The sequence below is a fragment of the Streptomyces antibioticus genome (genome assembly GCF_002019855.1).
Lineage (GTDB): Bacteria > Actinomycetota > Actinomycetes > Streptomycetales > Streptomycetaceae > Streptomyces > Streptomyces antibioticus_B.
The window spans coordinates 818909-837728 of sequence record NZ_CM007717.1 but is presented as its reverse complement, the minus strand read 5'-3'; the positions used below and the strand labels follow the sequence as shown (position 1 = coordinate 837728).

Annotated in this window: 19 protein-coding genes and 1 pseudogene; 9 read left to right on the top strand and 11 right to left on the bottom strand. The window is 74.1% G+C overall.

The genetic code is table 11. From position 1 onward, the window contains the following. Nucleotides 1-16: 16 nt before the first annotated feature. Nucleotides 17-421 carry a nuclear transport factor 2 family protein gene (locus AFM16_RS03700; protein WP_078632362.1) on the bottom strand — a complete coding sequence of 135 codons (405 nt, stop codon included), beginning with the start codon at nucleotides 419-421 and terminating at the stop codon, nucleotides 17-19. 78 nt (nucleotides 422-499) lie between these two features. Between AFM16_RS03700 and AFM16_RS03695 the strand changes: the two genes are divergently transcribed. Both AFM16_RS03695 and AFM16_RS03690 read left to right on the top strand, forming a co-directional pair. Beyond that, nucleotides 500-1063, top strand: coding sequence for a PadR family transcriptional regulator (locus AFM16_RS03695; protein WP_030787267.1), 564 nt, complete (start codon nucleotides 500-502; stop codon nucleotides 1061-1063). 5 nt (nucleotides 1064-1068) lie between these two features. Next, the gene (locus tag AFM16_RS03690) at nucleotides 1069-1821 is read left to right on the top strand and encodes a class I SAM-dependent methyltransferase (protein ID WP_078632360.1); all 753 of its coding nucleotides are present in this window, start codon (nucleotides 1069-1071) and stop codon (nucleotides 1819-1821) included. Here the strand turns inward: AFM16_RS03690 and AFM16_RS03685 are convergent. From AFM16_RS03685 to AFM16_RS03665, 5 genes are all read right to left on the bottom strand, one after another. After that, entirely contained in the window at nucleotides 1806-2972 is a 1167-nt protein-coding gene (locus AFM16_RS03685; RefSeq protein ID WP_078632358.1) for a serine hydrolase domain-containing protein, read from the bottom strand. The genes AFM16_RS03690 and AFM16_RS03685 overlap by 16 nt on opposite strands. Nucleotides 2973-3072: 100 nt before the next feature. Then, nucleotides 3073-4041, bottom strand: coding sequence for an acetylxylan esterase (locus tag AFM16_RS03680; RefSeq protein WP_078632356.1), 969 nt, complete (start codon nucleotides 4039-4041; stop codon nucleotides 3073-3075). Between the two features lie 81 nt (nucleotides 4042-4122). Continuing rightward, nucleotides 4123-4710 (bottom strand): Rv1733c family protein, encoded by a 588-nt coding sequence (locus AFM16_RS03675; RefSeq protein WP_030787280.1) that lies wholly within the window; start codon nucleotides 4708-4710, stop codon nucleotides 4123-4125. 111 nt (nucleotides 4711-4821) lie between these two features. Continuing rightward, nucleotides 4822-5577, bottom strand: a complete 756-nt coding sequence (locus AFM16_RS03670) for a ferredoxin reductase (protein WP_078632354.1) — start codon at nucleotides 5575-5577, stop codon at nucleotides 4822-4824. Continuing rightward, nucleotides 5570-6175 carry a sulfite oxidase-like oxidoreductase gene (locus AFM16_RS03665; RefSeq protein ID WP_030787285.1) on the bottom strand — a complete coding sequence of 202 codons (606 nt, stop codon included), beginning with the start codon at nucleotides 6173-6175 and terminating at the stop codon, nucleotides 5570-5572. The genes AFM16_RS03670 and AFM16_RS03665 overlap by 8 nt, the downstream gene beginning before the upstream one ends. 167 nt (nucleotides 6176-6342) lie before the next feature. Between AFM16_RS03665 and AFM16_RS03660 the strand changes: the two genes are divergently transcribed. Beyond that, nucleotides 6343-7275, top strand: a complete 933-nt coding sequence (locus AFM16_RS03660) for a quinone oxidoreductase family protein (protein WP_030787288.1) — start codon at nucleotides 6343-6345, stop codon at nucleotides 7273-7275. Further along, complete coding sequence (locus AFM16_RS03655; protein WP_078632352.1) at nucleotides 7272-8000, top strand: GNAT family N-acetyltransferase; 729 nt, start codon at nucleotides 7272-7274, stop codon at nucleotides 7998-8000. The genes AFM16_RS03660 and AFM16_RS03655 overlap by 4 nt, the downstream gene beginning before the upstream one ends. A gap of 22 nt (nucleotides 8001-8022) precedes the next feature. Here the strand turns inward: AFM16_RS03655 and AFM16_RS03650 are convergent, their stop codons facing one another. Next, the gene (locus tag AFM16_RS03650; RefSeq protein WP_078632350.1) at nucleotides 8023-8508 is read right to left on the bottom strand and encodes a MarR family winged helix-turn-helix transcriptional regulator; all 486 of its coding nucleotides are present in this window, start codon (nucleotides 8506-8508) and stop codon (nucleotides 8023-8025) included. A gap of 213 nt (nucleotides 8509-8721) precedes the next feature. On the opposite strand from AFM16_RS03650, the gene AFM16_RS03645 reads away from it, so the two are divergent. After that, entirely contained in the window at nucleotides 8722-9552 is an 831-nt protein-coding gene (locus tag AFM16_RS03645) for a putative protein N(5)-glutamine methyltransferase (protein WP_078632348.1), read from the top strand. Here the strand turns inward: AFM16_RS03645 and AFM16_RS03640 are convergent. Together AFM16_RS03640 and AFM16_RS03635 are read right to left on the bottom strand one after the other, a co-directional pair. Continuing rightward, complete coding sequence (locus AFM16_RS03640; protein ID WP_078632346.1) at nucleotides 9545-10279, bottom strand: hypothetical protein; 735 nt, start codon at nucleotides 10277-10279, stop codon at nucleotides 9545-9547. The two genes, AFM16_RS03645 and AFM16_RS03640, sit on opposite strands and share 8 nt — an antisense overlap. Nucleotides 10280-10368: 89 nt before the next feature. Continuing rightward, the gene (locus AFM16_RS03635; RefSeq protein ID WP_078632344.1) at nucleotides 10369-12447 is read right to left on the bottom strand and encodes a SpoIIE family protein phosphatase; all 2079 of its coding nucleotides are present in this window, start codon (nucleotides 12445-12447) and stop codon (nucleotides 10369-10371) included. Nucleotides 12448-12708: 261 nt separating this feature from the next. Between AFM16_RS03635 and AFM16_RS03630 the strand changes: the two genes are divergently transcribed. The 3 genes from AFM16_RS03630 to AFM16_RS03620 all read left to right on the top strand — a co-directional run bounded on the left by AFM16_RS03630 (nucleotide 12709) and on the right by AFM16_RS03620 (nucleotide 15792). Continuing rightward, a complete protein-coding gene (locus AFM16_RS03630; RefSeq protein WP_030787304.1) occupies nucleotides 12709-13077 on the top strand; it encodes a hypothetical protein in 369 nt (122 codons plus the stop codon). A gap of 119 nt (nucleotides 13078-13196) precedes the next feature. Next, nucleotides 13197-15212: an NADPH-dependent 2,4-dienoyl-CoA reductase gene (locus AFM16_RS03625; protein ID WP_078632342.1), complete on the top strand. Its 2016-nt coding sequence runs from the start codon at nucleotides 13197-13199 to the stop codon at nucleotides 15210-15212. 22 nt (nucleotides 15213-15234) lie between these two features. Then, a complete protein-coding gene (locus tag AFM16_RS03620; protein ID WP_030787309.1) occupies nucleotides 15235-15792 on the top strand; it encodes a PadR family transcriptional regulator in 558 nt (185 codons plus the stop codon). Here the strand turns inward: AFM16_RS03620 and AFM16_RS03615 are convergent. Together AFM16_RS03615 and AFM16_RS03610 are read right to left on the bottom strand one after the other, a co-directional pair. Continuing rightward, nucleotides 15789-16352 carry a hypothetical protein gene (locus tag AFM16_RS03615; RefSeq protein WP_030787311.1) on the bottom strand — a complete coding sequence of 188 codons (564 nt, stop codon included), beginning with the start codon at nucleotides 16350-16352 and terminating at the stop codon, nucleotides 15789-15791. The two genes, AFM16_RS03620 and AFM16_RS03615, sit on opposite strands and share 4 nt — an antisense overlap. A 180-nt stretch (nucleotides 16353-16532) precedes the next feature. Next, nucleotides 16533-17489 (bottom strand): fibronectin type III domain-containing protein, encoded by a 957-nt coding sequence (locus tag AFM16_RS03610; RefSeq protein ID WP_245177951.1) that lies wholly within the window; start codon nucleotides 17487-17489, stop codon nucleotides 16533-16535. Between the two features lie 391 nt (nucleotides 17490-17880). On the opposite strand from AFM16_RS03610, the pseudogene AFM16_RS03605 reads away from it, so the two are divergent. Beyond that, nucleotides 17881-18579 (top strand): annotated as a pseudogene (locus tag AFM16_RS03605) (glycoside hydrolase family 75 protein); the annotation flags it as partial. Nucleotides 18580-18820: the final 241 nt, after the last annotated feature.

Genomic DNA, 18820 nt, shown 5'->3' with positions numbered 1-18820 from the left:
CGGGCGGCGGGGTGCCTCAGCGGTCGGCAGACCGCTCCTCCGCCTCCCGCGTGATCGCGTCGAAGCGCGCCCCCATCGCCGCCGCCAGCGCCTGGAGACCCGACAGCGGCCGCACCATCACGGTCAGTTCGTCGATCAGGCCGTCCTCGTTCAGGTGGATGAAGTCGCAGCCGCTCAGCTCGCGCTCGCCCACCCGCGCCCTGAAGACCAGCGCGTGGTCGCGGCCCTCGCCGCCGCTCAGCTCACGCTCGTAGCGGAAGTCCTCGAAGACCTCCGACACCGTGCGCAGGATCGCCGCGGTGATCGGCCGGCCCGTGTACGGCTTGAACACGGCCGGGCTGGTGAAGACCACGTCCTCGGCCAGCAGGGCCTCCACGGCGTCGAGATCGCCGGCCTCGACCGCCTCGCGGAACGCGCGCATGGGATCACCTCATCATCTCATAGTCAATTTGTTGAGTAAGTGCGGATGACAATAATCATCGGCTGTTACGGTGTCCACATGTCCCTCAAGTACGCCGTCCTCGCCGCCCTCCTGGAGGGCGAGGCCTCGGGCTACGAGCTGTCCAAGGTCTTCGACGTCTCGCTCGCCAACTTCTGGCCCGCGACCCCGCAGCAGCTCTACCGCGAACTGGAGCGGCTCGCCCAGGACGGACTGATCGAGGCACGCGTCGTCCAGCAGGAACGCCGGCCCAACAAGCGGATGTTCACCCTCACCGAGGCCGGCCGCGCGGACCTGAGCGGCTTCGCCGCGACCCCGCCGCGCCGTCCCACCGCCATCCGCGACGAACTCCTCATCAAGGTCCAGGCGATGGACGGCACCGACCCCGCCGTCACCCGCGAGCTGATCGAGGAGCGGATGAGCTGGGCGCGCGGCAAGCTCGCCCGCTACGAACGCGTCCGGGAACGGCTCGTCGGGGACCGCGACGAGGAGACGTATCTGCGCGAGGCCGAGCGCGTCGGCCCCTACCTCACCCTGATGGCCGGGATCGCCTTCGAGGAGCAGAACCTGCGTTGGTGCGAGCGAGCCCTGGTCCTGCTGGAGCGGCGGACCACCGTAGGCTGAGACCGATGTTCAGCCCCGAAGGCCCCACCCTGCGCGAACTCGCCGTCCAGGCCCTGTCGTCCGTCGAGCGCGGCTACGACCTGCTGGCCCCGAAGTTCGACCACACGCCGTTCCGCACCCCGGACTCCGTCCTGGACGCGGTCACCGCCGCCCTGCTCGCCTCCGGCCCCTACGACGACGGCCTCGACCTGTGCTGCGGCACCGGCGCCGGCCTGGACGTGCTGACCGCGGTGTGCCGACGCCGCGCCATTGGCGTCGACTTCAGCGCGGGCATGCTCGACCAGGCCCGGGCGCGCGGCCTCGGCCACGCCGGCGAGGACGGCGACGGGCCCCGGGTGTCCTGGGTCCGCGCCGACGCCCGCGCCCTGCCGTTCACCGCCGCCTTCGACCTCGTCGTCAGCTTCGGCGCGTTCGGCCACTTCCTGCCCCGCGAACTGCCCGCCCTGTTCACCCAGGTGCACACAGCCCTGCGGCCCGGCGGCACCTTCGCCTTCCCGGTCGTCGCCCCGCCGCGCCCGGTCTCCCCGGTCTACTGGATGCTCCTCGGCTTCGACACCGCGATGCGGGTGCGCAACGCCCTGTGGCGGCCGCCGTTCGTGATGTACTACCGCGCCTTCCGGCTCGGCGAGGTACGGCGCGAACTGGAGCGGGCCGGGTTCCGGGTGGAGCTGCGCCCGCTGCCCGAGTTCGGCACCCGGCGCGACGGCAGCCCCCGGGCCCGTCTGGTCGAGGCGCGCCGCGCTCAGAGCGCGCTGTAGAGGGCGCCGACCAGCGCCATTTTGCGCGGATCGTCGGCGATGTGGGGGCCCATGCGGTTCATCACGTACCCGAGCGAGACCCCGGCGTCCGGGTCGGCGAGCCCGCACGAACCGCCGAACCCGTCGTGCCCGATCGCCCGCGGATTCGGCCCGTACGAGCCGTTCGGGCCGCTCAGCCACAGGCCGAGCCCGATCTCCGTCTCGTGCGGGAAACCGGCGCCCAGCACCAGGTCCCGGCAGGCGCCCTGCCCCTCGCGCACCCGCTCGGCCGCCTCGGCGGACAGCACGCGCCGGCCGCCGTAGGAGCCCCGGCCGGCCAGGACGCCGTACAGCGCGGCGACCGCGCGGGCGGTGCCGTGCCCGTTGGCCGCCGGGATCTCCGCGGCCCGCCACGCGGGGGTGCACGCCTCGGCGGCACCGGCCGGGGGATTGGCCAGGGCGGCGATCGCGGCGGGCGCCAACTGGGCGAAGACCTTGGCCTGTTCACTCGCGTCGGCGGCCCGCGGATGCACCAGCTCGGCGGCCCGCCCGGCCTCCTTCTCCGGCAGGCCGATCGTGAAGTCGACGCCCAGCGGCCCGGTCACCTCCCGCACAAGGAAGGCGCCCGGCAGCAGACCCGACACCCGTCGGACCACCTCGCCGACCAGGAAGCCGTAGGTGAGGGCGTGATAGCCGGAGCGGGTGCCGGGCTCCCACCAGGGCTCCATGGCGGCGAGCCGCGCGGTGGTCAGCTCCCAGTCGTAGAGCTGCTCCAACGAGTGCGGCTCGCGCAGCCCGGCCAGTCCGGCGCGGTGCGACAGCAGATGCCGTACGAGCACGTTCTCCTTGCCGCCCGCCGCGAACTCGGGCCAGTAGGCGGCCACGGGCGCGTCGAGGTCGAGCAGGCCGCGGTCGGCCAGGATGTGCGCGCACAGGGCCGTCGGGCCTTTGGTGGTCGACCAGACGTTGACAAGCGTGTCCCGCTCCCAGGGCCGGGTGCGCGCCGGGTCCGCCCAGCCCGCCCACAGATCGGCCACGGTGACGCCGTCGACCGTGACGGTCACCGCGGCGCCCAGTTCGTCCCGGTCCCGGAAGTTCTCCTCGAACGCGGCGCGCACCGCGTCGAAACGGGCGTCGCAGTGGCCGTGGACCTGTGGCACGTGCTCGGACATGGACCCTCCGTGATCCGCCGGAACCCCGAACGTACCGACTGGTCGGACTGGAGGGAAGGGGGCGGGAAGGGTCGGGGGCGGGAACGGGTGGTCGCTCGTGTCAGGCGTACGCGCGCAGCCAGCGCATCCTGGCCGCCTCCTGGTAAGGCCCGCCGCCCTCATGGTCGTTGAAGTCGTACACCTCGATCGCCTTGTCCCCGCGCGCCCACGCGTTGAACGCGGCGAACACGGTCGACGGCGGGCAGGTCTGGTCCTCCAGCGCCGCCGAGAACAGTGCCGGTGCCGTGGCGCGGGCCGCGAAGTGGACGCCGTCGAAGTAGGAGAGCGTGCGCAGGGCCTCCTGGGTGCGGCCGCGGTGCGTCCGGAGGAACAGGCCGATCTCCCGGTACGGGTGACGGTCCGTCAGGGTCGCCGCGCGCGGGAAGTCGCACAGGAACGGCACGTCCGGCGCGACCGCCGCCAGGTCCGGCACCAGACCGCCCACCGCGATCGCGATACCGCCGCCCTGGCTCGCCCCGAGCGCCACCGTCCGGCTCGCGTCGGTCAGCGGATGCGAACGCGCCGCCTCCACCGCGCGCACCGCGTCCGTGAACACCCGCCGGTAGTAGTAGTTCTCGGGCGCGTCGATCCCGCGCGTCATGAAACCGGGGTACGCGGGACCGCCGCCCACCGGGTCCGGGGTGCCACCGCCGCCGCCCCAGGCACTGCCCTGGCCGCGGGTGTCCATGATGAAGTGGGCGCGGCCCGTGGCCGACCACAGCAGGTTCTCGTGCGGCAGCCCGCGGCCCCCGCCGTACCCGATGAACTCCACGACCAGCGGCAGCGGTTCGGCCGCCCCGGCCGGCACCTTCAGCCAGCCCTTCACCGGGTGGCCGCCGTAGCCCGCGAACGTCACGTCGTACACGTCGACCGTCGCCAGGCCCGTGTCGACCGGCTCGAAACGGGCGCCGAGGTCGTGCTCGCGCGCCTCCTGGAGGGTCTTCGACCAGAACGCGTCGAACCCCTCCGGCTCCACGGACTCGCTGCGGTACTCGTGCAGTTCCTCGAGGGTCAGGTCGAACAGGGCCATGCGGGACCGCCTTTGTCATCATGCGAAGTGATCACACCGTACGTGCATCCCGCGGCCGCTCGCCACACCCCCCGGACGGCCTCAGGCCGGCCGGCGCCGGGTCCACTCCGGCTCGGTGCGCGTCCACTCCCGGTCCCATTCGGCGAGCCGGTGCCGCATCGCCACCCGGCGCACGACCCCGTGCCCCAGCAGCACCAAGGCCACCGCGCCGCCCGTCGCGGCGACCCCCATGGTCAGCGTCTGCTGCCACACGGCCGTGCCGTCCGCCGGCGGGGGCACGCTGTGCCCCTTGTCGTCGAACCACACGTCGACCCGGTCGCCCTGGCGCGTACCGGCCGGCACCCGCGCCGTCGTGGTCCGGGCCGGTTCACCCGGCGGCGCCCAGCGCACGTCCACCCGGAACATCTGCTCCCGGGCCCCGTCCGCCGTGGGCAGCGCCTCGGGCACCCGGCCCACGACCTCGGCGCGCACCCGGTGCCGTTCGGCCCGCTGCTCGGCCGCGGCCGCGAGCGCCTCGTCGTGGACCCACCGGCCGGCCACCGCCCCGGCCAGCGGCGCCGCCACCAGCAGCAGCACGCCCACGACGAGCGCGGTCCACGCCTCCACCACGTCCGACCGGCGCCGCAGCGGATTGCTCCGCCACCGCCGGCCCCGCATCCGGATCCGCATGTCGCCCTCCTCGCCGTCACGCGAGTCGCCACATGAAAGTGGTACCCCCGATACCGGGGAGCCGCCATTCGGGGCAACGGCGGGCCGGGACCGGCCCGGCTCCCGGGCCGGTCAGCCGAAGCGTTCGATGCGGATTCGGGACACCGGCTGGCCCGCCGCCACCAGGAGACGGGAGGCGTGTTCGGCGAAGGCGTTGGAGCCGCAGACGTACGCCTCCCAGCCGTCCGTCGGCGGGTCGGTCAGGAGGGGGGTCAGGTGGGCCTGGGAGAGGCGGCCGACCGGGACGCCCTCGGGAGCCCGACGGGTGAAGACGGGGGTCGTCTCGGGGCCGTACTCCCGGGCGTAGATCAGATCCTCGGGGGTGCGCGCGGACACCAGGAGGCGGAGCGGGGTGCCGAGACCGCGCGACCGGTGGTGGCGGACCATCGACATCAGCGGGACGACCCCGGAACCGGCGCCGATCAGCAGCGCGGGGCGGTCCCCGGGCCAGGCGAAGAAGCCGCTGAGCGGGCCGCGCACCTCGACCCGGTCGCCGGGCCGCGCCACCGAGTGGAACCAGCCGGAGACCTCACCGCCCGCCACATGGTCCAGGGTCAGCTCGATGTGCCCGCTGTCGTCGGGCGCGGACGCGATCGAGTAGTGCCGCTGGGCGGTGTAGCCGTCGCCCGCGGTCAGCCGCAGCATCAGGTGCTGGCCGGGCAGATGGCCCGCCCAGGCCGGCACCGCGAACCGGAAGGTCGCCGCCCGCGGTGTCTCCCGGCGGATCTCGGTGAGCGTCGCCGTCTGCCAGAGCGCGGCGGCCCGGTTGCTGACGGGGATCCGGCCCGGCACCGCGAACCGGGTCGGGGGAGTGAAGGTGTCAGTCACCGGAGTACCTCTGCTCCTCCCAGGGGTTGCCGCGCGCGTGGTAGCCGTTCTGCTCCCAGAAACCGGGCTCGTCGTGGTCGAGCAGCCGCAGGCCCGCGATCCACTTGGCGCTCTTCCAGAAGTACAGGTGCGGCACCAGCAGCCGGGCGGGCCCGCCGTGCTCGGCCGGGAGCGGCTTGCCGTCGTACTCCCAGGCGATCCAGGCCCGCCCGCCCGTGAGGTCCGCGAGCGGCAGGTTCGTGGTGTACCCGGTGTGCGAGTACGCCACCGCGTGCGTCGCGGCCGCGTCGGGCCGCACCGCCGCCAGGAACGCGTCCAGCGACACGCCCGCGAACCGCACCCCGAACTTCGACCAGCTCGTCACACAGTGGATGTCGCCCTCGTACGCGGACTCCGGCAGCGTGTGCGCCTCGTCCCAGTCCCAGGTCCGTGGCTCGGCCACCAGCCCGTCGACCCGGAAGGTCCAGTCGGCGGGGGACAGCTCGGGGGTGACCTCGGCGGACAGCACGGGCCAGTCGTCGCCCGCGTCGTACTGCCCCGGCGGCAGCCCCGGGTTGTGGACGCGCGGACGTCCGGTGAAGTCTCGGGTGACGTTCATGCCTCCACGGTACGGGGTCGCCCTATGTGCTCCGTCCCTGGTCAGTGCCCCGATCGTTGCGGCCGTATGAACTCTGCGCGCGCTCGGGAATAGCTGTTTCACGCCACTCCTTGGCGCTCAGTGCCGGGGTCGTGCCCGGCGGCAGTGCGAGGAGAGTGAGGAAACAGATGCCCAAGGCGTACGTCTTCACCCGGTACGGCGGCCCGGAGACCGAGGCGCTCGTCGAACTGGACCGGCCCCGTCCCGGCCCCGGCGAGGTGCTCGTCGCGGTGCGCGCGGCGGGCGTCAACCCCGTCGACTTCAAGCAGCGCACCGGCTACCGGCGCCCCGGCGAGAGCGGTGAGCGGACGTTCCCGGCCGTGCTGGGCAACGAGGTGTCCGGCGTCGTCGTCGAGACCGGCGAGGGCGTCACCGGCTTCGCGCCCGGCGACGAGGTCTTCGGCACCGCGGTCGCCGGCGGCTACGCCGAGTACGCCCTGCTCGCGGCGGGCATCACCGCGCACCGGCCCGACGCGCTGTCCGCCACCGACGCGGCGACCCTCCCGGTGGCCGCCGCCACCGCCTACGACGGCGTCCACCAGCTCGCCCTGCCCGCGGGCGCCACCCTGCTGCTCACCGGCGCGGGCGGCGGCGTCGGCGTGGCCGTCGCGCAGATCGCCCGCGCCCTCGGGATCCGGGTCGTCGGAGTGGCGAGCGAGGGCAAGAAGGACCTCGTCGAATCGCTCGGCGCCGTGCACGTGGCGTCCGGCCCCGGCTGGGCCGACCGGGTCCGCGCGGCGGCCCCCGACGGCATCGACGCGGTGTACGACCTGGTCGGCGGCGACGTGCTGCGCGAGGCGGCCGACCTGGTCACGGACCGGTCCCGGCTGATCACCGCGGGCGCCCCGGCCGAGGAGGCCGAGCGGCTGGGCGGCGCGCGCGTCCTGCGGGCACGCGACGCGGTCGTGCTGCGCGCCGTCGCGGACCTCGCCGTCGCCGGTGATCTGGACCCGCACGTCACGCTGACCTTCCCGCTGGAGCGGGCGGGCGAGGCGCTGCGCGCGGTCGAGGGCGGCCACGCCCGCGGCAAGGTCGTCCTCGAGATCGGCACCGCGATATGAGCGCCGCCGAGTCCCGGCACATCCTGGACAACCCCGCCCTCGCCTCCCTCACCGGCCCGCACGCCCGGTTCGCCGAGCGCCGGGGCCGGGTGCTGCGCTACCCGGTCGACGTCTCGCCCTGGCTGGCGCTGCCCGACGACCCGGACGCCGACGACTGGGCCGACCTCGCGGCGCTCGCCGGGCCCGGCTCCGAGGTCCCGCTGCCCGGCTACCGCGGGGAGATCCCCGAGGGCTGGGAGATCACCTTCCGGGCCGAGGGCGTCCAGTTCGTGGACGACGGACTGGCTGCCGCACCCGACCCCGAGGCGATCCGGCTCGGCCCCGCCGACGTGCCCGAGATGCTCGACCTGGTGGCCCGCACCCAGCCGGGCCCCTTCGAGAACCGCACCATCGAACTCGGCACCTACCTGGGCATACGCCGGGACGGCGCGCTGGTCGCCATGGCCGGCGAACGGCTCCACCCGCCGGGCTGGACCGAGATCAGCGCCGTCTGCACCGACCCCGCCGTCCGCGGCGAGGGCCTCGCGACCCGGCTGATCCTCGCCGTCGCCCACGGCATCCGCGAACGCGGCGAGACCCCGTTCCTGCACACCGGCGCCGCCAACACCAACGCCATCCGCCTCTACGAGTCCCTGGGCTTCAGACTGCGCCGCCGCACGGCGTTCCTGGCGGCCCGGGTGCCCGAGCCCGAGCCGGGGCCGAGGGAGGCGGTGGCCGTGTCGTAGGCAGGGGGCGGGGCCGGGGCCGTCAGCCGTCGGCCGGGGTGCCGGCCCTCGCGGTGTCCGGGGTGCCGGCGCCCGCGGTGTCCGGCGTGTAGGCCCCCGCGTTGTACCGCACCAGGTACTCCGCGAACCGCTCCAGGTCCGCCGCCGGCCAGTCCGCCAGCCGTTCGCGGAAGGCGGCCCGGCGGCTCTCGGTGACCTGGGCGAGGATGCGCCGGCCGGCCTCGGTGAGGTGCAGGAGCTGGACCCGGTGGTCCTCCGGGTCGACGCGGCGTTCGATCAGCGCCACGCGCTCCAGCGCGGCGACCTGACGGCTGACCGTCGACTTGTCCAGGGCGTAGTGCGCCGCGAGGTCGGTGGCCCGGCAGCCGCCGCTCTCCTCCAGATGCCCGAGCAGGGTGTACGACACCAGGGACAGCTCGGGGTGCAGCCGCCCGGCCGAGGCACGGGCGCGCCGGGCGAAACTCGTCATCTCCCGCTGGATGGTCTCCACGGCCTCGGCTGCTTCCACGGGACCTCCCTCACGTTCCTGGTTGCAGAGTACAACTGCGGGGTGCGGTAGGGTGACGCCCGGCCGTGGAGGTACCCGGCCGTACGCGCCGAGGAGGTGGGACCCATCACCGCTGTGTCAGACCGGGTGCTCTTCCCTCACGACGGCGCGGATCGCCGTCCGTAGGCGACCACTTGAGCGCCCTTCGATCGCGCGAAAGGCCCTCGGCCCTCCATGCCATCCCGCTCTCCGTCGCCCTCCGGTTCCTCCGCAGATTCCTCCGCTGATTTCTCCGCGTCGCGTGACGCCGTCGTCGTCGCGCTGCGCGCCGCCGGGTGCGTCTTCGCCGAGGACGAGGCCGACCTGATCCTCGCCACCGCCCGCACCCCCGCCGAACGCGACGCCATGGTGGCGCGCCGTGTCGGGGGGCTCCCGCTCGAACTCGTCGTCGGCTGGGCCGAGTTCCACGGGGTGCGCGTCACCGTCGAGCCCGGGGTGTTCGTCCCCCGCCGCCGTACCGAGTTCCTCGTCGACCAGGCCCTCGCGCACGCGCCGCACGCGTCCGTCGTGGTCGACCTGTGCTGCGGCTCGGGCGCGGTCGGCGCCGCCCTCGCCGCGTCGCTCGGCCCGGTCGAACTGCACGCGGCCGACATCGACCCGGTCGCGGTGCGCTGTGCCCGCCGTAATCTCGCCGCCCACGGCGGCCACGCCCATCAGGGCGACCTGTTCGACGCGCTCCCGGCCGGGCTGCGCGGCCGGATCGGCATCCTGGCCGCCAACGTGCCCTACGTCCCCACCGGCGAGGTGCCCCTGCTGCCCGCCGAGGCCCGGGACCACGAGCCGCTCACCGCGCTCGACGGCGGCGGCGACGGACTGGACGTGCTGCGCCGGGTCGCCGCCGGGGCCCCGGACTGGCTCGCGCCCGGCGGGGTCCTGCTCGTCGAGACCAGCGAACGTCAGGCTCCGGCCGCCGTGGAGGTGTTCGCCCGCGCGGGTCTGAGGCCCCGGCTGGCGGTGGACGACGAGCTGTTCGCGCATGTGGTGACGGGCTTCGGGGTCAGGTAGCGGCCCCGCCGCCGGAGGGGTCGGGGGAGCGGTCGCCCCGGCCCCACGGTCCCTGACCGGGACCCTCGTCGTGCGGTCCCCGGCCGTCCCGCTCGCCCGGCTTCCCCAGATCCCCCGCGAACACCCGGTCCGCCGTGTACGTGTCACCCTCACGGCTGCCGGCCACGAACACCGACTCGCCCTTCTTCAGCGCACCGGCCCCGGACCCGGACCCGGACCCGGACTCGGACTTGGACTTGGACGAGCCGTCGGTCCGCACCGGGGTGTCCTCGCCCACTGTCCAGGTCCACGACGTGCCGTCCTCGCTCTTCACGGTCACCCGGTCGCCGTCCGTCTTCTCGACGGTGCCCCGCTGCCAGACCCGGACGACCCACTCGCCGCTGTCGGGGTCCTTCACGGTCGTCTCGCCGTGCACCGCGTCGCCGCCGAAGCGCGCCCACGGACCGCCATGGCCGCCGTGGCCGCCGTGCCCGCCTCGCTCACCGGGACCCCAGGGCGCGGACGAGGACGACGAGGTGGGCGACGGGGACGGCGAGCCGCCCGAGGCCGCCGCGTACGCGACCGTCCCGCCGAGGGCCAGCGCGGCGACGGCGGTGGCCGCGATCACCGCCCGGCCGCGCGCCGACACCCGACGGGCCGACACCCGGCGGGGAGTGTCGGCACCGGATCCCGCGAGCACCTCGGCCTCGTCCGGCCGCTCGTTCGGTCGGTTCGGCTGCTCCTGCATGACGACTCACCCTTCGTCGGGCCGGCTGCCACTCCTCCCTGTGATTGTCCGAGCCCGCCGATAAGGAGCGGGTAATAAACGCCTGTGAATCAGGTCGTACCGCCGGGTCGGCCGAGGGCGCGTGCCACGAGTACGGCCACGTCGTCGTGGTTGTCGGGGTGGTGCAGCGCGCTCAGCAGCAGGTCGCAGACCTCCTCCAGCGGGCGGGCGGGGTCGTCGAGCAGGGCGAGCAGGGCGTCCAGCCGCTCGTCGAGCGAGTGCCGGCGCGTCTCCACGAGGCCGTCCGTGTACAGCACGAGCTGATCGCCGGGCGCGAAGTCCACTTCGGTCGTGGAGAAGGCCACCCCGCCCACGCCCAGCGGCGCCCCGGTCGGCAGTTCGAGCAGCTCAGGGGGGTGCCCGGTGCGGACCCTGACCGGCGGCAGATGCCCGGCGTTGGCGATCCGGCACCGGTCCACCCGGGGGTCGTGGACGACGTAGACGCAGGTGGCGATGGAGTGGTCCAGGCCCTGGGTGATCCGGTCGAGGTGCTCCAGGAGGACCGCCGGGTCGAGGTCGAGGGAGGCCAGGGTGGTCGTCGCGGTGCGCAGCCGGCCCATCGCGGCGGCTGCGTCGATCCCGCTGCCCATGACGTCGCCGACGACGAGCGCGGTCTTGCCGTCCTCCAGCGGGATGACGTCGAACCAGTCGCCGCCGACCTCGGTGGTGGCCCCGGCCGGCTGGTAGCGGGAGGCGACCTCCAGGCCGCCGGTGACCGGCGGATGGCTGGGCAGCAGGCTGCGCTGGAGGGTGAGGGCGGTGGTGCGGGCGTTCTGGTACCAGCGGGCGTTGTCGATCTGCACGGCCGCGCGGGCCGCGAGTTCCCGGGCGAGCAGCACGTCGTCGCGGCCGAAGGGCAGCGGATGGTGGATGCGCTTGAGGTCGAGCGCGCCGAGGACCTCGCCGCGGGCGATGAGCGGCACGGCCAGATAGGAGTGCACACCGGCCCGGGCCAGCGCCTCGGCGGACTCGGGGGAGCGGGCGATGCGCGCGAAGTCGTCGGTCTTGACCTCGTCGACCAGCACCGGCCGGCCGGTGCGCACGCACTCGGTGACGAGCCGGTCGGGGCCGTACTGGGCGACCTGGCCGGGCGGGTCGGCGGCGCCCAGGGCGTCGGGCGCGTTGTACGCCCGGACCGCCAGGGCCCGGATGACGGCCGACTCGGCGGGGCGGAGGTGGGCGGGCCGGCCGGCCACGACCGCGTCGAGGAGGTCGACGGCGGCGACGTCCGCCAGCTCGGGCACGGCGACGTCGGCCAGCTCCCGGGCGGTGCGCTCCAGGTCCAGGGTGGTGCCGATCCGGGCCGAGGCGTCCGCGATCAGGGCGAGCCGGCGCCGGGCCGCCTCCGCCTCGACGCCCGCCCGGTACTGGTCGGTGATGTCGACGACGGACAGGGCGACGCCCAGGACGGTGCCGCGGGCGTCCTCCAGCCGGTACAGCGACAGCGACCAGGCGTGGTCGGAGTCCGGGTCCGCCGGGGTCCGGCCCACCGTCGACTGGTCGACCAGCGGGGTGCCGGTGTCCAGGACGTCGTGCATCGCGGACTCCAGGGCGGCGACATCGAGGTGGGGCAGCACCTCGGAGACCGTGCGGCCCAGATGGTCCTCGGCCGGTACGCCGTTGATCCGCTCCAGCGCCGGGTTGACCGTCACGTACCGCAGGTCGGTGTCGAGGACGGCCAGACCGATGGGGGACTGTGCGACCATCCGGGTGGACAGCGCCACGTCCCGCTCCAGCCGGCGCAGTGTCGTCTGGTCCGCGGCCAGGCCCAGGGCGAAGACCTCGCCCTGGTCGTCGACCAGCCGCATGTTGCGGAACTCGACCAGCACGGTGGAGCCGTCCTTGCGCCGGATCGGGAAGGCGCCCGCCCAGCTCTGGCCGGTCTCCATGACGTCCGCGAAGAGCTTCACGACCAGCTCGACATGGCGCTCGTCGACCATCACGCGGGCCGCGTACCGGCCCAGCGCCTCCTGTGCCGTGTAGCCGAACAGCTCCTCGGCCATGGGGCTCCACAGCACGATACGGCCGTCGGTGTCCAGTACCACCGAGGCCAGTTTCAGCACGTCCAGCAGCCCGCTGGGCCCGGACGGGCCACCGCCCCGGGCCGCCGACGATCCGGCTGCACTCATGCCACGCACCGCCTCCGCACATTCCACGCGGCACGTCGTCCCCCGTGCCGACTCCCCCTGTTCTACCGTGTCGAACCCTTTTCTCCCACGTCTCGGGACACCCTTCTCCATGCTCCTCCAGTACGACGCCGGCCGCCGTTCCCCTCAAGAAGCCGGGGGTCCACAGTGGTCCCGTGGGATCGGTGATGCTTTTCTGGGGATGTGGTGCGGTTCGCGGGGAACCCGCGATTTCACGCCACCGACCGGAGAGGAGCGACCGCGATGAACCGTGAGCGCTTGCACGAGGAGCCCGTCTCGCTGGAGATCAGCGGATGCAGCAAGGAGGACGCCCGGATCGTGTTCGACGCGCTGAGCGCGTGCTTCGAGTCGGACCGCGGGCCCGAGGAGGTGCCCCAGCAGTTGCACGAGACCCGGCCCATGGTGTGGCTCGGCACCTTCGAGGTCACCGACGCCCGCACCTGCCCGCCGCCGGAGCGGCTGTCGTCGTCCGTGGAGGCCGACGCGCAGGGCGGCTACTGGGCGATCGAGCGGCTGCGCTCCACGCTGGACTCCCTCTTCACCGTCCGCGACCTCACCTCGGCCTCCGGGGACCAGGAGCGGGAGCTGCACGTGCTGCTGGAGAGCAGGTGAGCCACCCGGGCGTCGGTGAGCTGCGGCACAGTCCCGCCCTCCGATTGTGCAACTAGTTGCATAACGCGGGTGCGGTCCTCTAGAACTGAAGGCGACCAACGCCGCGCCCGGAGGCCGCCATGAGCCGTTACCCGCACCTGCTGAGCCCGCTCGACCTGGGCTTCACCACGCTGCCCAACCGCGTCCTGATGGGCTCGATGCACGTCGGCCTGGAGGAGGCCGACCGCGGCTTCGCCCGCATGGCGGAGTTCTACGCCGCCCGCGCCCGCGGCGGAGTGGGCCTGATCGTCACCGGCGGCATCGCCCCCAACGACGAGGGCCGCCCCTACCCCGGCGGCGCCCGCCTCACCACCGACGCCGAGGCCGAGCAGCACCGCGAGATCACCGACGCCGTGCACCGCGAGGGCGGCCGTATCGCGATGCAGATCCTGCACTTCGGCCGGTACGCCTACCACCCGGACCTGGTCGCCCCCAGCCCGCTCCAGGCGCCGATCAGCCCGTACCAGCCCCGTGAGCTGACCGACGCCGAGGTCGAGCGGACCGTCGACGACTACGCGCGCGCCGCCCGCCTCGCCCGGCAGGCGGGCTACGACGGCGTCGAGATCATGGGCTCCGAGGGCTATCTGATCAACGAGTTCATCGCGGCCGGCACCAACCACCGCACCGACCGCTGGGGCGGCTCCTACGAGAACCGGACGCGTTTCCCGGTGGAGATCGTGCGCCGGGTGCGCGAGGCGGTCGGCGAGGACTTCATCATCGTCTACCGGCTGTCCATGCTGGACCTGGTGCCCGGCGGGTCCACCCTCGACGAGGTCGTCACCCTCGCCAAGGCAGTCGAGGCGGCCGGCGCCACCATCATCAACACCGGCATCGGCTGGCACGAGGCCCGCATCCCCACCATCGCCACCTCCGTGCCCCGCGGCGCCTACACCTGGGTCACGAAGAAGCTCATGGGCGCGGTCTCGGTGCCGCTCGTCACGACCAACCGCATCAACACCCCCGAACTCGCCGAGCAGTTGCTCGCCGACGGCTGCGCGGACATGATCTCCATGGCCCGTCCGATGCTGGCCGACCCCGACTTCGTGAACAAGGCCGCCGCCGGCACCCCCGAGGCGATCAACACCTGCATCGGCTGCAACCAGGCGTGCCTCGACCACACCTTCAGCGGGAAGATCACCTCCTGCCTGGTCAACCCGCGCGCCTGCCACGAGACCGAGTTGGTCCTCACCCCGACCCGGCTGCGCAAGAGCGTGGCCGTCGTCGGCGCCGGTCCCGCCGGACTCGCCTGCGCGGTGTCGGCGGCCGAACGCGGCCACCGGGTCACCCTGTTCGACGCCGCGAGCGAGATCGGCGGCCAGCTCAACGTGGCCCGCAAGGTGCCGGGCAAGCAGGAGTTCGACGAGACGCTGCGCTACTTCCGCCACCAGCTCGACGCGCACGGAGTCGACGTACGGCTCAACACCCCCGTCGCGGCAGCCGACTTGACCGACTACGACGAGGTGGTCGTCGCCACCGGCGTCACCCCGCGCACCCCCGACATCCCCGGCGTCGACCACCCGAGCGTCGTCGGCTACCTCGACGTCCTGCGCGACAACGCGCCCGTCGGCGACCGGGTCGCGATCCTCGGCGCCGGCGGCATCGGCTTCGACGTCGCCGAATTCCTCACCGACGGCGGCGACAAGGCGAGCGAGGACCCGGCCGTCTACTTCCGCCAGTGGGGCGTCGACACGGACTACACGGGACCCGGCGGCCTCGCCGCCCCCGAGCGCGCGGCCCCGCCGCGCACCGTCCACCTGCTCCAGCGCAAGACCAGCAAGGTCGGCGCGGGCCTCGGCAAGACCACCGGCTGGATCCACCGCACCGAACTCAAGCACCGCGGCGTCACCATGGTCCCGGGCGTGCGCTACGACCGGATCGACGACGCCGGTCTCCATGTCACCGTCGGCGAGGAGAGCACGGTCCTGGAGGTCGACACCGTCGTCCTGTGCACCGGCCAGGACCCCCGCCGGGACCTCTACGACGAGCTGCGCGCCGCCGGCGTCGAAGCCCACCTGGTCGGCGGCGCCGACGTGGCCGCCGAACTGGACGCCAAGCGCGCCATCCAGCAGGGCACCGAGGTCGCGGCGGCCCTGTAGAACCCCTCCCTAGGATTGCCTCATGTCACTCCCGCACGCGATCCTCACCGCCCTGCTCGAAAAGCCGTCGTCGGGGCTGGATCTGACCCGCCGGTTCGACAAGTCGATCGGCTACTTCTGGTCGGCGACGCACCAGCAGATCTATCGCGAGCTGGGAAGACTGGAGTCCGAGGGGCACATCCGGGCGCTGCCGTCCGCCCAGCCCACCCGCGGGCAGAAGAAGAGCTACGAGGTCCTGCCCGCGGGCCGCGCCGAACTGGCGCGGTGGACGGCCGCGGCGCAGGACCCCAAGCCGCTCCGGGACGCCCTGCTGCTGCGGCTGCGGGCCGCCGCGGTCGTCGGCACCGCCGGCCTCGACGCCGACCTGAGCCGCCATCTCGACCTGCACCGGAGGCAGTTGGCCGAGTACGAGGAGATCGAGAAGCGTGACTTCCCGCCCGGGAACGACAGCGCGCAGGCCAGGATCCAGCACCTGGTCCTGCGCGCGGGCATCGAACTGGAGACCTTCTGGATCCAGTGGCTCACCGAGGCCGTGGCGGAGCTGCCGACGGTGACGGACCCGGAGGCGCGGACCTCCTAGAGCCGGTGCGGCTTGGAGCGGCGGCGCAGGAACCAGGCCGCGCCGATCACCCCGGTCCCCACCAGCGCGCCGCCCACGGCCATGGTGACCGGCCCGGCGTCGCGGGCCGCGCCGCCCAGACCGCCCATGACCCCGCGCGAGGGCGAGGCCGACGCGGTGACCGTCGGGCTGGCGGTGGCCGTCGGCGTCGCCGGGGGCGCCGGTGTCGACACGATCACCGACTGGCTGCCCGCCGTGCTCCCGTTGGAGCACATGACGACCACGGTGTAGGTGCCCGGGTTGACGTCGGACCAGGCGGCGGACTGGCTCACGGTCGTCCCCGACAGCGCCACCTGGCGCCCCTGGGAGAAGTTCGCCTGGCCGCCGGCCAGCAGGGACGCGGTGCCCCAACTGCCGTTGACCAGCGTGCAGGCACCGGTGACCACCGACACGGTGGTGCCCGTCGTGCTGACGGAGATGCCGGAGACCGCGGCGGCCGGGGCCGCGACGGCGAGCGGCAGCGCGGCGACCGCCGCCAGGGTCATTCCTGAGCGGGCGACGAGAAGACGGGAAGTGCGCATCGGATGTCCTCCGGCGGCACGGTTGGCGGTACATCCCTTGCGCCGCCGAGGGGTCGGGTACGCCCGTGCTGCCTCTCAGGGGCAGCCAACGCGCCCCGCCGGGCCGCCGCATGCGGACCGCATCCGGGCAGGTGAACGATTCCATCGGACGGCCCAGACGGGACGGCCCCGGCGCGCGCGTCAGCCACCGGCCCCCGTGGTCACCGTCCGCAGCGCCGAGAACGCCCCCCAGGTGCCGTCCGGGAGCCGGGCCCGCAGCCGCACCCGGTGCTCGACGCCCTTCTCCCGGCCCGCGTAGAAGCTGTACGTGGCCCGCCCGCGCGGCGGGTCCCCGCCCCACACCAGCGAGGTGGCGGGCTGCCCGTCGAGCTGGATCTGGTACTCGGTGACGACCCCGTCGACCCGGGGCGCCACCCAGGACAGATCGAGGTAGTAGGCGCCGTCGGCGTCCAGGCGCGCCGTGGCGCGGAAGCCGGACGGGGCGGTGTCGGTGTTCCCGTCGGTGCCGGGCGCGGTGGTCAGCCGTAGCGGCGGACCGGCGGGCGAGAGGTTGTCGGCCGCGTCCCGGGCCCGGACGGTGAAGGAGTACCGGGTGCCCGGCCGCAGCCCCGTGACCACGGTCGCCGTCTGCCCGCCGCCGACGCTGTGCACCTTGGTGCCGCCCTGGTAGACGTCGTACGACACCACCTTGCGGTCGTCGGTGGAGGCCGACCAGGAGAGCTGGACCGCCCGGCTCCCCGCGGCCCTGCCGGTGAGCCCGCCCGGACGGGTCGGCGCCGAGCGGTCCGCCGCGACCGCCGCCGGGGTCGTGGCCCGCACCTGACGGCTCTCGGGCCCGAGCCGCCCGTCGGTGTCGCGGGCCCGCACGGTGAACACGTAGGCGGTGCCGGGGGAGAGCCGGACCACGTCCAGCATCCGGGCGGAACCGGGCACCTCCGCGACCTTGGTGCCGCCCCGGTGGACCTCGTACGCGGCGACCGGCGGATCACCCCGGACCGCGTTCCACATCACGTGCACGCTGGTCGCGCTCCCCGCCTCGGCGGTGACCCCGGTCGGGGCGCCGGGCGCCCGCCCCTCGTCGCCGCCGCCCGCGGCACACCCGCAGGTGAGCGCCAGCGCCAGCACCGGCCCGCACAGCACCACGCGTCGCACGGCCTCGCCTCCCGGCCCGGCACGGGAATTGGTCCGGACCAATATCGCGCGTCGACGCGAACACATCAAGAGGGCGGACCCGACGGCGCCCATCGACCGGACCGCTGCGGAAACTTACGTATGCTGAAGCCCGTCCCGGTATGAACTCTCCCCGTTTCACGTCGAGTTCGTGCCGGCGGCGCGGGCCGCTGTCGTCGCTGTTCCCGCGCCGGCGGGGCGGCCGGGCGGCCGGTGCCGCACCACGCGCACCGGCCCCCGTCCCCTGTCGCCCCGTCACGGGCGTGCACCGTACGGCCCCCTCGGGGTGGCCGGGTGCGAGGACCGGCACCAGATTGGGCTGGGTGTCCGTCACCGTCCCCGGAGAGGGTCCCCCATCGTGCGCGTCCAGTCGCTGACCCTGGCCGCGGCCGGCCTCGCCCTGCTGGCCCCGACCACTTCATCCGTAGCTGTCCGCCCCACGTCGGGCGCCCAGGGGGCCGAGGCGCCGCGTCAGGAGGGTTCGGTGCGCGCCGCCGACCTCCTGGCCCGGGTCCAGGACTGTGTCCCCGTCTCCCGCGGCCGCTACCGCACCGACGACGGCACCCCGGCCACCGTCCCCGTCTGCGGCACCCGCGAAGCGGTCTTCTGGAAGGCCGACATGGACATCGACTGCGACGGGCGGCCCGGCCCGCACTGCAACAGCGTCACCGACCCGCTGTTCTCCGACGCCACCGCCTTCACCCAGTCCGACGGTCGCTATCTGAGCGCCGAGACCCTGCCCTACATCGTGGTGCCCGGGGCCAGCGACATCTGGAACTACCGCGACCACGGGGTGCGCGGCGGCTCGGTGGCGGCGGTCGTCTACAAGGACCGGGTGCAGTACGCGGTCGTCGGCGACGTCGGCCCGAGCGACATCATCGGCGAGGCGTCCTACGCCACCGCCGAGGCGCTCGGCATCCGCCCCGACCCGCACGGCGGCGGCACGCCCTCCGGTGTCACCTACATCGTCTTCAAGAACTCCCAGGCGACCCCGATCGAGAGCCACGCCTCGGCCGTGGCGGTGGGCGAACGTCTGGCCCGCCTGTTCGCCGAGGGCGCGACGACCCCGTCCCGGGCCCCCGGAACTCCGGCCGCCCCGAAGGACACGGCGCCCACGGCACCGGACCCGGACGGCACGGCCCGGCCCGGGGAACCGGCCGGGTCCGGCACGGCGGAGGCCGTGAAGGACGCCGTCGAGGAAGCCGTGGCGGAGGCGGCGGACGAGTCCCCGGCCGAGGACCAGGCCGATGAGCAGACCGGGGAACAACAGGAGGAACAGCCGGAGGACGCCGCGTCCG

Coding starts and splice junctions, on each gene's coding strand:
- AFM16_RS03685 (WP_078632358.1), bottom strand. CDS start 2,972: ATGTCCGAGCACGTGCCACAGGTCCACGGCCACTGCGACGCCCGTTTC.
- AFM16_RS03620 (WP_030787309.1), top strand. CDS start 15,235: ATGTCACTCCCGCACGCGATCCTCACCGCCCTGCTCGAAAAGCCGTCG.
- AFM16_RS03700 (WP_078632362.1), bottom strand. CDS start 421: ATGCGCGCGTTCCGCGAGGCGGTCGAGGCCGGCGATCTCGACGCCGTG.
- AFM16_RS03665 (WP_030787285.1), bottom strand. CDS start 6,175: ATGAACGTCACCCGAGACTTCACCGGACGTCCGCGCGTCCACAACCCG.
- AFM16_RS03680 (WP_078632356.1), bottom strand. CDS start 4,041: ATGGCCCTGTTCGACCTGACCCTCGAGGAACTGCACGAGTACCGCAGC.
- AFM16_RS03630 (WP_030787304.1), top strand. CDS start 12,709: ATGAACCGTGAGCGCTTGCACGAGGAGCCCGTCTCGCTGGAGATCAGC.
- AFM16_RS03660 (WP_030787288.1), top strand. CDS start 6,343: ATGCCCAAGGCGTACGTCTTCACCCGGTACGGCGGCCCGGAGACCGAG.
- AFM16_RS03690 (WP_078632360.1), top strand. CDS start 1,069: ATGTTCAGCCCCGAAGGCCCCACCCTGCGCGAACTCGCCGTCCAGGCC.
- AFM16_RS03640 (WP_078632346.1), bottom strand. CDS start 10,279: ATGCAGGAGCAGCCGAACCGACCGAACGAGCGGCCGGACGAGGCCGAG.
- AFM16_RS03675 (WP_030787280.1), bottom strand. CDS start 4,710: ATGCGGATCCGGATGCGGGGCCGGCGGTGGCGGAGCAATCCGCTGCGG.
- AFM16_RS03645 (WP_078632348.1), top strand. CDS start 8,722: ATGCCATCCCGCTCTCCGTCGCCCTCCGGTTCCTCCGCAGATTCCTCC.
- AFM16_RS03615 (WP_030787311.1), bottom strand. CDS start 16,352: ATGCGCACTTCCCGTCTTCTCGTCGCCCGCTCAGGAATGACCCTGGCG.
- AFM16_RS03635 (WP_078632344.1), bottom strand. CDS start 12,447: ATGAGTGCAGCCGGATCGTCGGCGGCCCGGGGCGGTGGCCCGTCCGGG.
- AFM16_RS03695 (WP_030787267.1), top strand. CDS start 500: ATGTCCCTCAAGTACGCCGTCCTCGCCGCCCTCCTGGAGGGCGAGGCC.
- AFM16_RS03655 (WP_078632352.1), top strand. CDS start 7,272: ATGAGCGCCGCCGAGTCCCGGCACATCCTGGACAACCCCGCCCTCGCC.
- AFM16_RS03625 (WP_078632342.1), top strand. CDS start 13,197: ATGAGCCGTTACCCGCACCTGCTGAGCCCGCTCGACCTGGGCTTCACC.